This window comes from Zarconia navalis LEGE 11467, from assembly GCF_015207075.1.
In the GTDB taxonomy this organism is placed as follows: domain Bacteria; phylum Cyanobacteriota; class Cyanobacteriia; order Cyanobacteriales; family Geitlerinemataceae; genus Zarconia; species Zarconia navalis.
Genome location: NZ_JADEXN010000044.1, coordinates 1 through 15,616, shown reverse-complemented (window position 1 = coordinate 15,616; position 15,616 = coordinate 1). Strand labels below are relative to the sequence as shown.

The 15,616-nt window shown below is 47.4% G+C and carries 9 protein-coding genes; 7 read left to right on the top strand and 2 right to left on the bottom strand.

Annotated features, from left to right (window positions below):
- The 6 genes from IQ235_RS04075 to IQ235_RS04050 all read left to right on the top strand — a co-directional run.
- Nucleotides 1–1,433: CHAT domain-containing protein (locus IQ235_RS04075; RefSeq protein ID WP_264320219.1), on the top strand; the 1,433-nt coding region annotated here is incomplete at its 5' end.
- Between the two features lie 663 nt (nt 1,434–2,096).
- Nucleotides 2,097–4,685 carry a CHAT domain-containing protein gene (locus tag IQ235_RS04070; protein WP_264320218.1) on the top strand — a complete coding sequence of 863 codons (2,589 nt, stop codon included), beginning with the start codon at nt 2,097–2,099 and terminating at the stop codon, nt 4,683–4,685.
- Nucleotides 4,686–4,764: 79 nt separating this feature from the next.
- The gene (locus tag IQ235_RS04065) at nt 4,765–5,562 is read left to right on the top strand and encodes a DUF928 domain-containing protein (protein WP_264320217.1); all 798 of its coding nucleotides are present in this window, start codon (nt 4,765–4,767) and stop codon (nt 5,560–5,562) included.
- A 203-nt stretch (nt 5,563–5,765) separates the two neighbouring features.
- A complete protein-coding gene (locus tag IQ235_RS04060) occupies nt 5,766–6,323 on the top strand; it encodes a GNAT family N-acetyltransferase (RefSeq protein WP_264320216.1) in 558 nt (185 codons plus the stop codon).
- A gap of 1,202 nt (nt 6,324–7,525) precedes the next feature.
- Nucleotides 7,526–8,815: an NB-ARC domain-containing protein gene (locus IQ235_RS04055; protein ID WP_264320215.1), complete on the top strand. Its 1,290-nt coding sequence runs from the start codon at nt 7,526–7,528 to the stop codon at nt 8,813–8,815.
- Between the two features lie 218 nt (nt 8,816–9,033).
- Nucleotides 9,034–12,570 (top strand): tetratricopeptide repeat protein, encoded by a 3,537-nt coding sequence (locus tag IQ235_RS04050; protein WP_264320214.1) that lies wholly within the window; start codon nt 9,034–9,036, stop codon nt 12,568–12,570.
- A gap of 100 nt (nt 12,571–12,670) precedes the next feature.
- On the opposite strand, the gene IQ235_RS04045 is transcribed toward IQ235_RS04050, so the two are convergent.
- Nucleotides 12,671–13,294 (bottom strand): fasciclin domain-containing protein, encoded by a 624-nt coding sequence (locus IQ235_RS04045; RefSeq protein WP_264320213.1) that lies wholly within the window; start codon nt 13,292–13,294, stop codon nt 12,671–12,673.
- Nucleotides 13,295–13,747: 453 nt separating this feature from the next.
- On the opposite strand from IQ235_RS04045, the gene IQ235_RS04040 reads away from it, so the two are divergent.
- Entirely contained in the window at nt 13,748–14,977 is a 1,230-nt protein-coding gene (locus IQ235_RS04040; RefSeq protein WP_264320212.1) for a CHAT domain-containing protein, read from the top strand.
- Between the two features lie 104 nt (nt 14,978–15,081).
- On the opposite strand, the gene IQ235_RS04035 is transcribed toward IQ235_RS04040, so the two are convergent.
- Nucleotides 15,082–15,531 (bottom strand): YlqD family protein, encoded by a 450-nt coding sequence (locus tag IQ235_RS04035; RefSeq protein ID WP_264320211.1) that lies wholly within the window; start codon nt 15,529–15,531, stop codon nt 15,082–15,084.
- Between the last annotated feature and the right edge of the window lie 85 nt (nt 15,532–15,616).

The window sequence follows — 15,616 nt, the reverse complement described above, 5'->3', positions numbered from 1 at the left end:
GTCAATTTTCCCAAGCCCAAACCCTGACTCGGCAAGCGTTATTGCTGGTGGAAGCCATCCAAGCACCGGATATCCGCTATCGGTGGGAATGGCAGTTGGGGCGGCTTTGGGATCGACAGGGCGATCGGGATGGGGCGATTGCGGCTTTCGAGGCGGCGGCAAAAACCCTCGATTCCGTACGCGGCGACTTGCTGCTGGTGAACCCCGACGAACAATTTTCTTTCCGAGATAACGTCGAACCGGTTTATCGAGGATTGGTGGATTTGCTGCTAACGCGGGAGGGAACGGGGGAAGTCAGCCAAGAACGGATCGATCGTGCCACCGATTATATCGACAACCTGCAACTGGCGGAATTAGAAAATTTCCTCAGTTGCGACTTATCCCAAACTGCCAATATCGATCGAGATTTCGATCGCATCGATCCCACTGCCGCCCTCATTTACCCCATTATTCTCGAAGATCGCCTCGAAGTCATTTACCGCCTGCCGGGGCAACCCCTGAAACACCACACTGTGGCGATCCCTCGAGATGAGTTGGAAACCACCGTGCGAACCCTACGGCGATCGCTCCTGCGGGGGGATGCCGGACGGGTTATCGAAAAGTCAACCCAAGTTTATCAATGGCTGATCGAACCCTTTGAAACGGCGCTGGAAAACAGTCGGGACTTGCAAACGTTGGTATTCGTCCTCGATGGGGATTTGCGCAATATTCCCATGGGTGTTCTCTACGATGCCAAAACCGATTTGTATCTGATTGAAAAATCGTATGCCCTGGCACTGCTGCCCAGTTCGCAACTGTTTGAACTGCAAGATTTTTCCGACGATTTGCAAGTTTTGGGAGCGGGCATTAGCGAAGCGGTGGAAGTAGACGATCGCAACTTTTCCGCACTCAATGTCACTCAGGAATTATCGAGCATTCAAAATTCTTTATCCACCGAACTGCTCATCGATTCCCAATTTACACCGCTGAATTTAGAAGATAACCTCAACTCGGGTATATTTTCTGTGGTTCACATGGCAACCCACGGAAATTTCAGTTCCGATCCCGAAGAAACCTATATTTTGGCTTACGACGAGCTATTGCGAACCAACGATTTGAATAGCTTACTGCGGGGTACGGGAGATGCCACATCTAATATTATCGAACTTTTAGTTTTAAGTGCGTGCAAAACTGCAGAAGGAGACCATCGAGCCACATTAGGATTGGCGGGATTAGCGGTGCGGGCGGGGGCGAAAAGTACCCTAGCAACGCTGTGGCAAGTGAGTGACGAATCGACGGTTATTTTGATGGAACGATTCTATCAGGAATTACAAAATCCGGGTATTACGAAAGCACAAGCCCTCCATCGCGCTCAACAGTCTCTTGTGAGAGAACTTAAATATCAAACACCTTATTACTGGGCACCCTATATTTTGGTGGGAAATTGGCGTTAGAGTAAGAGTCGCGCTCCAATCTTAATTGACGAACTTAACTTTTCCGATCTCAATATTGGGGAATAATGCAAATAATGCTAAATAACGCGATTTGGATAGCTCGATCGATTTGGAATATCTTATCTATATGAATAATTCGCCTTATCTTTTCTCCAATCCTTTCCCTCAGCTTTCTCTCTTCCCCAGATCGCTTTACGGCGACTTGTAAATATGCAACCGAACTTGATATTAGAACGGGATTTCGAAAGTCCTAGTAACAATTACTAAAAACTTATCATCTCCTAGAATTTAATTGATTTTAAAGATTTGGTAAAATTAGAATTAATTGGACTGATAATAGTCCAAGCATACGTATAATTTAAAATAACTAACGTTTGTCGAATTAAGTAGGTAAGCGAAATTAAGCTGAGAATACTTTTTGGTCCGTGTGAGGGTTTCGGGCAAAGCCATTTTATATTTGATTCGTCCGACCTACTTAACATCATCAGATTTCTAAAATTAGCGTCTCAAAATTAAAGCCACGGAAATGTGACTCACTTTTGCATAATTCGTTGAATTTATTTTAAAATCGATCGACCCGTTATCCTAAAACGCATTTAGATTGGTATTTTCCAAATCGGACGCCCGAAATCTCGATACGCAGTTTTAAATGCCAAACCGCTTATGCATCTTCCCATCCGCTCCGGACTTCTAGCACTCTTATGTGTCAATCCGTTCCTGACAGGATTCGCCCTACCCCCCTCGAACCCGGCGAGCGATCTCCCGATCTCCGTATATTCGGGGCAGACGACAACTGGACTAGAACGGGGGCGACAACATTATCGTGCCGGACAATTTTCCGAAGCACTGGAATTGTGGGAAGGAGCAGCACGGGAATACCAGAATCGAGGCGAACCCATCGAACGAGCCTTGAGTCTGAGTTCGATCGCCCTCGCGGCGCATAAATTAGGACGGTGGGAACGCGCCCGAGAATCGATCGAACAAAGCCTGAGTTTGCTGCAAGCCCAGCCCGGTTTAGACGATCGGGGTTTAGTTATCCTTGCCCAAGCCCTGCACACCCAAGGGGTTCTGCAACAAGCCCTGGGGCAACCCGAAGCGGCCTTGGAAACTTGGGAACGAGCCGAAGCGACCTATGCCGAAGCCGGGGATGAGGTGGGCGTATCCGGCAGCCAGATCGATCGCGCTCAAGTCTGGCAAACCCTGGGATCGTACCGACGAGCGGCAACCCTGCTAGAGCGCACCAACGAGCGACTGCAAGAACAACCGGACGACGGACTCAAGGCTGCGGGCTTGCGCAGTTTGGGCGTTGCCTTGCAAGTGTTGGGGCGCTTAGAAGAGTCTCAGAGCGCGTTGGGGCAAAGTTTAGCCATCGCCCGACAACTCAACGACCCAGACGCGATCGCCGCAACCCTCTTCCAACTTGGCAATACCGCCAGGGCGTTACCGGAAGGAACCGACGCGGCGATCGCCTACTACCAACAAGCCGCCGCCACGGCCGTTTCTCCCCTTACCCAACTCCAAGCCCAGCTCAACCACCTCAACCTGCGGCTGAAAACCCAGGAGGGAGACGATTTCTCCTCGCTGCTGTCGGCGATCGAATCGAACCTCGATAGGCTCCCTCCCAGTCGGGGGGGGATTTATGCTCGGGTGAATTTTGCAGAACTCTCCATGACCGCCTCAGCGCAGAACCCAACCGATCTCGATACTCAACTCCCTGCGACAAACACCCCAAGAAACAACGATCGAATCGCGCGGCACTTAGCCACCGCCATCGCGATCGCCAAAGACCTCAACGATCCCAAAGCCGAATCTTACGCCTTGGGCTACCTGGGTCAACTCTACGAGAGCAACCAACAGTGGCAAACCGCTCGCAACCTCACCGAGCAAGCCATAATTTTATCTGAGGCGGCAAATGCATCGGAGATCGCCTATCGCTGGCAGTGGCAGCTCGGTCGTATTCTCAAACAAGACTCGGATATCTCCGGGGCGATCGTCGCTTACAAAGAAGCCGTCAAAACCCTCGGTAGCCTCCGCAGCGATCTCGTCCGCGACCCCGAAGCCCAGGTCTCTTTCCGGGAGCGCGTCGAACCCGTTTACCGAGAACTGGTAGACTTGTTGCTGCGATCGAATCCCAGTCAAGCCAACCTCAAAGATGCCCGCCAAGTCCTCGAATCCCTTCAGCTAGCCGAACTCGATAACTTCTTGCGCGAAGCCTGTTTGGATGCCCAACCCCAGCAAATCGATCGGATCGATCCCACCGCAGCCGTCGTCTATCCGATTATTTTGCCCGATCGCCTCGCCGTGGTGCTATCGTTGCCCGATGGCACCCTGCGCCATTACCAAACCCCCCTCCCTTCCGAAGATGTCGAGCGCCTCATCGGGGAAATGCGGCAATCCCTCAACCCGGCATTTCCCAACCAACTGCGCTTGCAACTGTCGCAACAACTCTACGATTGGCTCCTGCGCCCTATCGAAGCAGACCTTGGAACCCACGCCATCGAAACTCTCGTCTTCATCCCCGATGGAGGATTTCGCAACATTCCGATCGCCGCCTTGCACGATGGCGAGCGCTACACGATCGAAAAGTACGGCGTGGCGATTTCTCCCGGACTGCAACTGCTCGAACCCAAATCCCTCGATCTCGATCGATTAGCCATTCTCACCGGCGGACTGACAGAAGCCCGTCAAGGATTTTCCGCCTTGCCAGCCGTAGCATTTGAAATCAGCCAAATTGCAGCCAAGGCAACCGCACAGGTGTTTCTCGATCGAGATTTCACCCGACTCACCCTCAAAGATCGCATTGATATCATTGGCTTTCCCATCATCCATTTAGCCACCCACGGTCAATTTAGTTCCAATCCCGAAGACACGTTTATTTTGACTTGGGAAGATAAGATCGGGGTAAAAGAATTTACAGACTTGCTAACAGTGCGAGAACAAAATCGTGCCACCCCCATCGAGCTTTTAGTTCTAAGCGCGTGTCAAACCGCCTTGGGCGATCGCCGAGCAGCATTGGGGCTGGCAGGATTAGCGGTGCGGTCTGGAGCGCGCAGTACTTTGGCAACCTTGTGGAACGTCAATGACGAGTCTACGGCCGTGCTGATGGTGAAGTTTTACCAACAACTCATCGAAGGACCCGGAATTAACAAAGCCAAGGCACTGCGGCAAGCTCAAATTTCGCTGTTGCAAGATCCCACGTACAAACACCCCTATTTTTGGGCCCCGTTTATTCTTGTGGGAAATTGGCTGTAATCGAAGACTTCATAAAAAGAGCCTTTTAGCTTACACCGAGATTGCCCTTTATTTCATGGCAGAAGGAGACATTAACACGATGAATTTAAAAGATTCCTGGCATCTACCGACCGTCGCATCGCTCGGGTTGGGTTTAACACTGGCCGTCGTTGCGGGGCAACCCAAAACGGCAACCGCTCAGTCGATTAACCTAGAAAAGCAAGCTAGCACTCAAGTGACCTTCGAGTCGCCCGCAGAACCCGCACCGCGCAACACCACTGGGGCTAGTTCTCGCGATGGGGGAGCCTGTACGCAAACCTCCAGCGCGATACATTCGACAACGGCAAGTTTATCGCCATCCAACGAAAGTAGTGCGTCCGTCACCTCTTTGATCCCGACAAACGATCGCGGATTGACCACCGAAAAGCGACCGACGCTATTTGTTTATCTTCCTCGCTCTTCTGCAAGCGAAGTCTTCATTAGCATGGAAGACGAATACGAGAACTACCACTACCATACCACGCTGCCGATCTCCGATGCACCGGGAATTTTCAGCTTCACAGTTCCCGAAACCGCTCCGATTTTGGCAATGGGAACAAACTATAAGTGGTCGGTTTCCCTCATCTGCGGGGACGAACTCGATCCGGGCGATCCTAAAGTGGAAGGGTGGATACAGCGCATCGAACCCGATGTTGCACTGAGCGCCGAGCTAGAAACAGCCGATCCTTTAGAGCAAGCCGTTTTATACGCAGCTTCGGGCATTTGGTACGACACTCTCGCCACCTTAGCCGATTTGAGGCTGTCCCATCCGGACGATTCTCAACTCGAAGTAGAGTGGAGTGAATTGCTCAAATCCGTTGGGCTAGAAGAAGTGGCGCGGGAACCGCTGGCCGAGTAAACCGCGATCGATTTTCGGGTTGGGTGGTTTGATGGACTCAATGTGCGATCGCCCAACCCGCATTTGGGGATCTTTCTCGGATCTCCCGCAGACAAAAGACCCGACGTGGTAAACTTTCACGTCGGGTCTTTTTGTGCTAATCCCGCCATTGAGAACGACGAATCAAACAGTTGGTTTTTAAGCATCCAAGTTTGACCCTCGAAATGGATAATTCAGCCCAGTTTTCCGTAGGACGTAATTACTCCATCCAGCAGCTCTTACCCGAAGATGCGGATGTTCTTCAAGTTCTCTACGATCGATGTACGGATTTTTTCCTCTTCTCCGACGGACTTGCCCCGTCTCCAACAGCCGCTCGCGAAGAGTTTGAAACTCCACCGGATGGTAAAACCCCGCAAGATTTATATGTTTTTGGTTTGTTCGATCGAGATAATATTTTGGTGGGAGTCATCGAATCGGTTCGACATTATCCCGACGATCGCACCTGGTGGATCGGGCTAATGGCGATCGCACCGGAATACCGGGGCAAAGGCTTAGGGAAAGACTTTTACACAGCGTTTGAGGGTTGGGTATCGGCACAAGGTATATCTCAAATCTCTTTAGCCGTTTTCGCAACCAATGAGATGGGGTTGCGGTTTTGGCAGAGGATGGGGTTTGAAATCGATCGTAAAACACCACCCCAGCAATTTGGCATCAAAACCCACGAACGATACATATTGAGGCGTAGAGTACCGCTACCGCCATATTCCGGGCGTACATCGTGAAGTAAGGTAGGCTTACCCGAAACAGCAGGAATTGAGAGACGGGGCGATCGCGCCTTTGGCATTTCCCGATATGGAGATGTCCCTCGATCGATTGTTGCAGAATTAGTGTGTTTCGAAGCGATCCAGCGCAAATCAGAGCGTGCAAATCTCAACAAGCGCGAAAGTACTTGCATTCATAAGCTCAGAACTATTTCTTAATTTATTGGTGTAGAAAGATACACAGAGCGGTCTTGAGGTGTTGACTGAGACTATTCAATTGTGAATGGATTTTAAACCAAAAGAAATATATCTTGAAATCATAGAGTTTGAGAAGTAGATGAAGATGAAGAACGAGCAAAAAATTAAATTTCTGGAGTTACTTTTAAAATACATCTTCGTTTTAGGTATTCTTTTTGGAATTTTCACCGAAAAGCTGGAATTAGATGATTCGTCAATTCAGCTTTTGTTCGAGGTTATCGAAATCCTAGGTGAAACTTAATCGATCTTTCATTGTGGAGCTATTTGAAATTCAGGGTGCTAGTGGAAGAATCAAAGTAAAAAACGGAAGCAGGTCGAGCCGCCAACATTTTGTTGGCGGCTCGACTCTACGCTCGAAGAATAAATAATTCGATTACTGAAATTCATTTTAATATATTTTTATTTATTTTGAAATACACGTTTGTGTTAATAGATTTATTTTTAATTCGTCTGAATTTTTCCTTTGTGAAACTTTTTTCCACAAAGGAAAATCCAACAAAATAGACTTTACAATACGAACAACAAACACTCAAATTATTAATCAAATGCTGATTCGATTTGATTCAAAATCATTAACTCAACTCAAGTCATACTTTCTTCCATTTATCGCAGTCTATTTTTTTGGAGGTGTTATCTCTCCAGATATTGAACTGCCGGACTTATCTAAATTCAAAATTGAAGTAGAAGTAACGATCGAACTGCCAAACTAGTCTGTAAAAATTTCTACAAAAAAAAGAGTGTGTGGTGTTAGCTATCTTACGCTTCTTCGATCGGTTTGCTCGATCGCGGACAGTTAGCTTTAGCCCTAAACGCTTGCACCACATTCTTAAAACATTTCGACAACTTTGCGCTTTGAGTATTTTTGCATCAGCATTCCCAATGCTTATTTCGATCGGGGTGCTCTGCTCGAAAAATGCACAATTGTGTATATTTACACATCTGTGAACCTTAGCTAGCATAAAACCATGAAGGAAAAAAACTGTAACGAAACTTTCGATCGCCTCCCGCGACGGCGCAAAGACGTTCTAGAGCTGTTTTTGCAGGGTAAAACCGATGCCGAAATCGAAAAATTGCTATATATCACGCAAGCAACGGTCAGAAAGCATATCGGGAACATCTGTAGTGACTTTGGCTTAAGTGAAGAGTTTTCATACGATCGCAGCTCCAAACGTCCTGCTCTTATGGCATTGTTTGCTAAGTACAAGCCTGAGTTAATGCAAGGTAACAGCGCGGTTACGGCGGATTCCACTGTATCTTCATCTTCGGTGGATTGGGGGGAAGCGCCGGAGGTGGAAGAGTTTTACGATCGCACTGAAGAACTGGCAACCTTGAAACAGTGGCTGCTGGAGAAGCAATGCCGACTGGTGGTCGTATGGGGAATGGCGGGAATCGGGAAAACAGCGCTGGCCGTGATGCTGGCAGACGAGATTCAAAGTCAATTCGACTGCTTCATTTGGCGATCGCTTCAGTACGCACCCGCTCTACCGGATCTCCTGGCGGACATCATCCAGTTTCTCTCACCAACGCCAAATCTCGAACTACCAGATTCCGTTAGCGATCGCACCTCCAAACTGATGGGACTTCTGCAAAACCATCGGTGTCTCATCGTTTTAGATAACGTAGAAACTGTCTTACCGGAAGGTCATCGCGACGATGGGGAGTATGGAGACTTCCTCAGACGGGTAGGACGGGAACGGCATCGAAGCTGCGTATTACTCAATAGCCGAGAGAAGCCGGGAGCAGTAACTCTAGTCGAACGGGAAACGCGGCGAGTGAAGTCCCTGCAACTGGAAGGATTGAAAGAAGCAGCGCGAGAGATTTTCCGGGAAGAGGGTTTAACCGACGAAGCTGATTGGAACGAACTCATCAATCACTATCGAGGTAATCCTCATATCTTGCGGTTAGTGGCGTGGCACGTCAAAGAGCTTTGCGGGGGTCGCGTCTCTAAGTTTTTGGATCTGGGTACAACCCTCCTCAATGACGAGTTGACCACTCTTCTGAGCCAACAGTTCGATCGTCTTTCCCCATTAGAGAAACAGATCGTGGCAGTTTTAATGCAAACCAATGGCGCAGTTTCCTTGGAGCGGGTGCGCGATCGAATTCAACCCCCATCGAGTTCCGAACTCATGCAAGCCTTAACCGTACTCAAAGATCGATCGCTCGTCGAGCAAGTTCCGACAGGAGACGACGTGCAGTTTTCATTACCTCCTCTGATCCGACGGTTCGCTAGCCAGCATTGTCCTTTAACTGAATAATTAGTTCGCCAGAAATTAAACCTGCATTCTTGGTAATTGGAGTTTAGACTAAATTCTATGTAGCTAATGAAAATTCCGAATCTAGTTAGCCTGTTCGGTATTGGGACTCAATCTATCTCTAGCGACTATCAAATCTTTTCAGGACAAGGGTTTGGCAACTCGGTTGGTTTCGTTTTTCTCAACTCCAATTTGTAAGCATCTATCTTTTAGATCGACTCATGTCCGTAGAACTACCCGAAGGACACGTCTTAAACGGACGATACAAAATTATTAGCTCGATCGGCAAAGGTTCGTTCGGTCAGACTTATCTCGCCAAAGATACTCGCAACCCCAATGCTTGCCAGTGCATCGTCAAACAGTTCCAACCGCAATATGCCGATCCGCACAAGCTGGAAATAGCCAAACGTTTGTTCGATCGCGAAGCCAGCATCCTGAACAATTTACCCAACCATCTCCAAGTTCCCAAATTCTTCGATCGCTTCGATGAAGCAGGGGAGTTCTATCTGGTGCAGGAATTTATTCCCGGCACGAATCTCGGTCGAGAAATTGCCGAAGGCGAGCAGTGGGATGAAAGTCGCGTCGTTAGCTTGCTCTACGACGTTCTCAAAGCCTTAGAATTTCTCCACCAACTGGGAGTTATTCACCGGGACATCAAACCTCCCAACTTAATCCGACGGGAATCCAACAACAAAATCGTTTTAATTGACTTTGGATCGGTTAAAGAAGTTAACCATATCGATGCAGATGGCAGACCGCCAACCCAAATTGCAACCCCCGGCTACTCACCCCTCGAACAAAGCAATGGAGTATTACATCCGAGCAACGATCTCTATGCTTTAGGGATGACGGCGATCGAAGCGTTGACGGGGATATTTCCGCGCCAACTTCGAGATTTCAACCACCAAGTCATTTGGCATCCCCATCGCCAGACGTGTAGCGATCGGTTAAAGCAAATCCTCGATCGGATGGTACACCCTCGGTTCGATCGGCGTTATCGATCTGCAACGGAAGTTCTGAGGGATTTGAGACCTTTAACAGTCGTACCTCTGACGGGACATACGCTCGACAGAGGCTACCAACTCATCAAATTGTTGGGGGGGAACGAGCATCGCCAAACCTATAAAGCCTTAAAGATTCGATCTTCCTCTTCCACACCCTGCATTGTCCATCGCATTATCCCCGACTCTAATTTAGGTTTCCAGGCACAACAACTCTTTGCGATCGAATCCACTCGCCTCCGTCGCTTGGGAGACTATCCGCAAATTGCCAGCCAGTTGGATGAATTTGAAAGTGAGGGAGACTTTTATATCGTCCGGGAATATATTGAGGGGATTCCCCTCGATCGCGAATTGGCTTCGGGTCGAAGACAAACCGACCGACAAGTGCGATCGCTATTGCAAGATATTTTGCAAATTTTAAGATGCTTCCATCAAGCCGGAATTGTTCACGGCAATATTCAATCCAGTGCGTTTATTCGCCGAACTTCTGACAGCAAGCTGGTGTTAGTTGACTTTGGTGCGGCACGGGAACCGCAACTAAGTCCCATCGGTTCGAGAGATGGAAATCGGTATTTGCCACCCGATCGAGGTAACGTTCGATCGGACTCTAGTGCGGATATTTACGCAGTCGGTTCCATTGCAATTCAGGCTTTGGCTGGAGTTCATGCCGACGAACTGCAAGACCCATACAACCCAAAAACGAGCTGGCGCAGCGAATTACCTCACCTCGATCCCAAACTCGCCGCTATTTTGTCCAAAATGGTACATCCCGACTTCAGACTTCGCTACCAACTGGTTGAGGATGTACTCGGCGATCTGAATCGCAGCCAATCGCGGATTGATAAATTTCAACAATTCCCACAACTGCGGAAACTCCAACAACTTTGGGTACAGCATCCTCGCTTCCGGTTGAGACTATTCGGGATTGGTGCTGGTAGCCTGCTGCTCGTCCTGAGTGCGTTCGTGTTTTTTTCGACTCGACCGAACTCAGCCACTCGTCAATGTGAGGCTCTAACCGAGATCGATACACTTAAAGAAGACCAGTTAGACAATGCTTTTACAGTTTGCGAGACAGCCACACTGGACAAACCGAGATCGGGTATTCTTTGGAACCAGCTCGGTGATATCTATTTTCAACGTAAGGAATGGTCTAATGCTCTCAATGCCTACAAACGCGCAGATCGACTAGACCCAAAAAATCCGGATTTTTTAGCTGATATTGGAGATACTCTCTCTCAATTAAATCGCCATAGTGAGGCAATTGTTGTCTACCAGCAAGCTATCGATCTCGCAAGAAAGAATCCGACGTTTTTATTCAAACAGGGAGAAGCTCTCGCTCGATTGGGAGATGATGAGGAGGCGATCGGGGTTTATGACAAAATAGAGGCGCTCGAACTCGAATCGGCAGAGGATTGGAATCGCCTGGGGGAAGCCAGAGCCGAACTCAAAAGTTTCGACTCGGAAAATTTGGAAAAAGCCCTGGTTGCTTACCAAAACGCGATCGAACTCGAATCGAATAATCTGAAAGTCCTCGTGAATCAAGGTAGAGTTCTCGATCGATTAAATCGTTATGAGGAAGCAGAGCAAGCGTATCAGGAGGCAACGAATACTCGATCTGAGTCTCCCGAAGAGCGGAATCTTCGCGGTGATGCTTTCTTCGCTCTGAATCGTGTAGATGAGGCTCGGAAAGATTATCAGAGAGCGACAGAAGACGATGAGACAAATCCAAAATATTGGAACGATCTGGGGTTAGCTTTATACGAACTCGATCGCGATGATGAAGCACTAGCAGCCTACGAAAAGGCGATCGAACTCGATGAAAGTAACCCCATGGCTTGGAACGGGAAAGGAACGGCTCTCATTGGTTTAGGGGAGGACAAAAAAGCACTAGAGGCATTCGATGCGGCGATGGCTCTCGATCGTAACGATCCCAAATCTCGACAAAACCGAGGTTTAGCCCTCAAAGAATTAGGTCGTTTGCTCGAGTCCCGCCAAGCCTACGAAGCTGCTCTCGAAATCTACGACCGTCAAGTTTCTACACATTCTCAAAATCTGGATGCTTGGATCGGTAGGGGAGATGTTTTAAACCAATTACAACGTTACGAAGAGGCAAAACAAGCATTCGACAAAGCCCTAGCTATCAACCCGACTTTTTTTCCCGCTCTCTCCAAACAAGCCAACTCGCTATTTCTTTTGGGGCAATTTGATGAAGCGTTAGAGCAGATCGAGGAAGCAATTTCACTGGCTCCATCTTCCCAAAAGCACACTATTTTGACAACTAAAGGGTCTTTCCATACCGATCGTCCTAGAGAGGATGGAGATAAGTCTTCAGATTACCGAGAGGCGCTCGAAGCTTACAATACAGCACTCGATGCAAAGCCAGATTTTGTCCCCGCGCTACAGGGCTTGGGGATGGTATTCCTGCAACAGGAAAAGTATAGCGCGGCTATATCCCAGTTCGATCGAGCGATCGACTTGAAAGATGACGCTCCGCAACTTTGGGTTTTGCGAGGGGTTGCACTGGCTCAAATGCAATCTTGGGGACTGGCGCAGACTTCGATCGAAAAAGGGATCGAAAAAGGGATCGAGCTAAATTCTGAAGATGCTCTCGCTTGGTATCAATTGGGACAAGTGCAAGAAAATTTAGATAAAGAAGCAGAGGCGATTGCTTCCTACGCTCGCGCTCTGGAAATTAATTCGGAATTTGCACCTGCAAGGGAAGCTCGCAGCCGTTTAGTGGGGGAACAACCGGAATAAATTGAGGACAATGAGGAGAAACCCGAAGAGGAGAATCTCGAACCCTAAGCAATATCTCCTCCCAAGTTTGAGAGGAGATAGAAGAGTGCGATAATTCAAACTACAGATTGGGTTGAACGAGTGCTTTATCGATTTTGATAGCTACACCGTTTCCAGGGTTCAATGCATCTGTCTTATCCACAACCAACGAACCCATTTCTCCAGTGAGTCGAATACGTTCTGCCGTTTCGACTTTAATATCCACGGTGTTTCCTGCCAGGGTGACGAATGAGCCTTCTTCAACTGCTTCGGGTGAAATTTGTCCTTCTACGATATGAGCTTTCACGAAACGTTCCGCTTCATCTTCATTCTCAGAAGATTGTAACCATTCCCAAGTTTCCTCTGGTAACGCTCGATTTGTGGGCATCAAAACCGTAAACTCGATGGTGCCAACGGAGGAATCCGTTTCTGCTAAGTCGTCCATAAGGTTGGTATTTTTGAAAACCCCAGCAAATTGGCGATAGTCCAGGCGATCGTTAATCGCTCCCTCCAACTGACAGGTAATAGTATTCCGAATTTGGCGATCGCAGTTAGCTGTCATAGTAGAAGGGTTATAAGAGCGAGCGAAAATTGGCGCGGGATAAAGATAGAGCTGGGCGGCAAAAGCGGATACAGATGTAATGCCGGCGATCGCAAAGGAAAAACTCGTGTGTTTGGCAACGTTTCTCAAAGCTTGGATATTCATATTGATGACCTCTTGAAGAATTCACTGTGTGATGTCTGTAGTTATCAAGATAAAAAAAGTAATAGGAAATAACAATACATCATTGTGAATTTAGCACGTGTAAATTTGCACAAAATTTATTTTGCTTGCACAGGTGTGAATTCATGAGAATAAGACTTGACTTTTATAGATCCAATACTGAAGATAAACACACCTTCAATTCTTTCTCTCAATTGCTTTGAGGACGATCTCAATATCGCGCATTTTAAGTTGAAAAGCGCAACCATAACTCAAGAGCGTTAAGTAACAATGAATACCAAAATCATGAGTTCGTTTTTGAATAAAAGTCGTACAGTTGGAGCGATCTTACTGTTACTGCTGTCGTCTTTTTCAAGATTTGCACCTAGCCTTGCTTATAGTATTCCTTCTTCATCGCCTTCTAGAAGGCTAGCTCAAAATACGTCTGATTGCAGCGTGGAATCAGAAGCAGAAATTCGTAACGCCCTACAAGGACTCGATGCTGCCTCACAGCTCAGCTCACCGGCAATCGTCTGTATTGAGATTCAAAATGGCAAACTTAATCTCGTTTTATTTACAAAACAAGAAACTGTTAAGCTAAATACATTCTCGGCAAGAAAATTTGAGGATTTAAGTAATAGCATTGAAGCTTTGAACGAGCAAATTGCTGATGTTTACTATATCCACGACAGTAATTACCTAGAATTTTCTCAAAACTTATACAACTGGATTATTAAACCTCTTGAAGCTAAGCTTACTGAATCTCGTGTAGATATGCTGCTCTTTTCTCTGCACGGATTTGAAGCATCTTCACTTCCTCTAGCAGCTTTACACGATGGAGAAAAATTTCTCATCCAAGAGTATCCAATCTCTCGAATCGAGCGTCCTCACGACGTTATTCAAATGAGTCAAGAAGTACGCACTTCTCAGGGAAGCTTGGAAGATATTAACTCTGTCAACGTATTGCTAATGGGAACTTCAACCTGGAAAGATAGCAACCCAGAAGATAATCCCGAACTCACCTTCAGTACGCAGATCGATTGGATTTCCGCTCAATGGTTCCGCAACTATCTCCCTCTCCGAGAGCAAGAATTTTCATTAGATCGGATAAAAGAAGTACTCTCGCAACAACCGTTTGAGATTCTCCATCTCGCCACGCACGCGAGCTTCGATATCAGTAAGCCCCAGGATTCTTTTATCGACTTGTGGGATAGCCAAATGAGTATCGATGAATTCACAAATTTATTACGCGAGAATACAGTCAATTTATTAGTGCTAAGTGCTTGTCAGACGACTTCTGGAAGTGGAGATCAACTTGGCTTTGCAGAACTTGCCAATCAAGTTGGAGTCAAAACGGTGCTGGCCAGCCAGTGGCAAGCCAATCAACTCGCAGCTTTAGCAATGATGACAGAATTTCACGGTAACCTGATGGAGCAGCGGATTCAGAGACGGGTCTCCCTGACAGGAGTCAATATTGCTCGAGCTTTGAGAGAAGTACAAATAGATGCGATCGAAGGAAGAATTGCGATGGAAAACCGTCAAATTATTCTCGACGGTCAACCTCGCGAAATATCTGAGGAACTAGTCGAGCAAATCGGTGATGGTTTACCTCTAAATCATCCATATTTTTGGGCTACTTTTACGCTCGTGGGTAGTCCCGTCTATATTCCGTCGAGTGAAGGTTAAGAACTCTGTCGCTTTGGACTTCTTGAAGATAGTTCGATCGCTATAAAAAAGGGGAGAGAAACTCAAGAATTTCCCTCCCCGAAAAATTTGGAATCGCGTCGCTTTTAGACCTCGCCGCGAATGTCCACCACTTCTCCATCGCGCAGGAGAACTTCAACCTGCATCTTTTGCAACAGGTTATCGCCTTTTTTTAGATAGACAAAGCTTTCAATTTGGCCTTGAGAAACTTCTTGCTCTTGCTCTAGAACTTGCACCTGTTGGAGTTGTTGCAAGATTTGATTCTTCTGTTCGAGGCGCTTGCTTTTTTCTTGGTTGAGTTGCGATTTGATACTCTCTATCTGTTGTTGAACTTGAGGGCCGGGAGGTTGAACGCTTTGCTTTTGCACTTCTGCAATCATCCGCTGACCCTGCATTTCCAATTGTTGCAACTGCGAATCCAATTGGTCGATCTGTTTTTGCAATTGCTGCTGAGCTTCTTCTTTCCAGCGTGGCGTAACGATCGCCTTAATGGTGACTGGGCGTTTGACGAGAAGTTGCGAATCCGAAATATCCATAAAATTTTTCCCAAGGTAACAGCCTAACAAAAATGATGCCAGAGGCATTCTTCATGTTAGCTTGCAAATATGACAACAACCAGCT

What these genes read in the sequence shown, in the direction of transcription:
- IQ235_RS04070 (WP_264320218.1), top strand. Translation starts at nt 2,097, where the DNA reads ATGCATCTTCCCATCCGCTCCGGACTTCTAGCACTCTTATGTGTCAAT.
- IQ235_RS04065 (WP_264320217.1), top strand. Translation starts at nt 4,765, where the DNA reads ATGAATTTAAAAGATTCCTGGCATCTACCGACCGTCGCATCGCTCGGG.
- IQ235_RS04060 (WP_264320216.1), top strand. Translation starts at nt 5,766, where the DNA reads ATGGATAATTCAGCCCAGTTTTCCGTAGGACGTAATTACTCCATCCAG.
- IQ235_RS04055 (WP_264320215.1), top strand. Translation starts at nt 7,526, where the DNA reads ATGAAGGAAAAAAACTGTAACGAAACTTTCGATCGCCTCCCGCGACGG.
- IQ235_RS04050 (WP_264320214.1), top strand. Translation starts at nt 9,034, where the DNA reads ATGTCCGTAGAACTACCCGAAGGACACGTCTTAAACGGACGATACAAA.
- IQ235_RS04045 (WP_264320213.1), bottom strand. Translation starts at nt 13,294, where the DNA reads ATGAATATCCAAGCTTTGAGAAACGTTGCCAAACACACGAGTTTTTCC.
- IQ235_RS04035 (WP_264320211.1), bottom strand. Translation starts at nt 15,531, where the DNA reads ATGGATATTTCGGATTCGCAACTTCTCGTCAAACGCCCAGTCACCATT.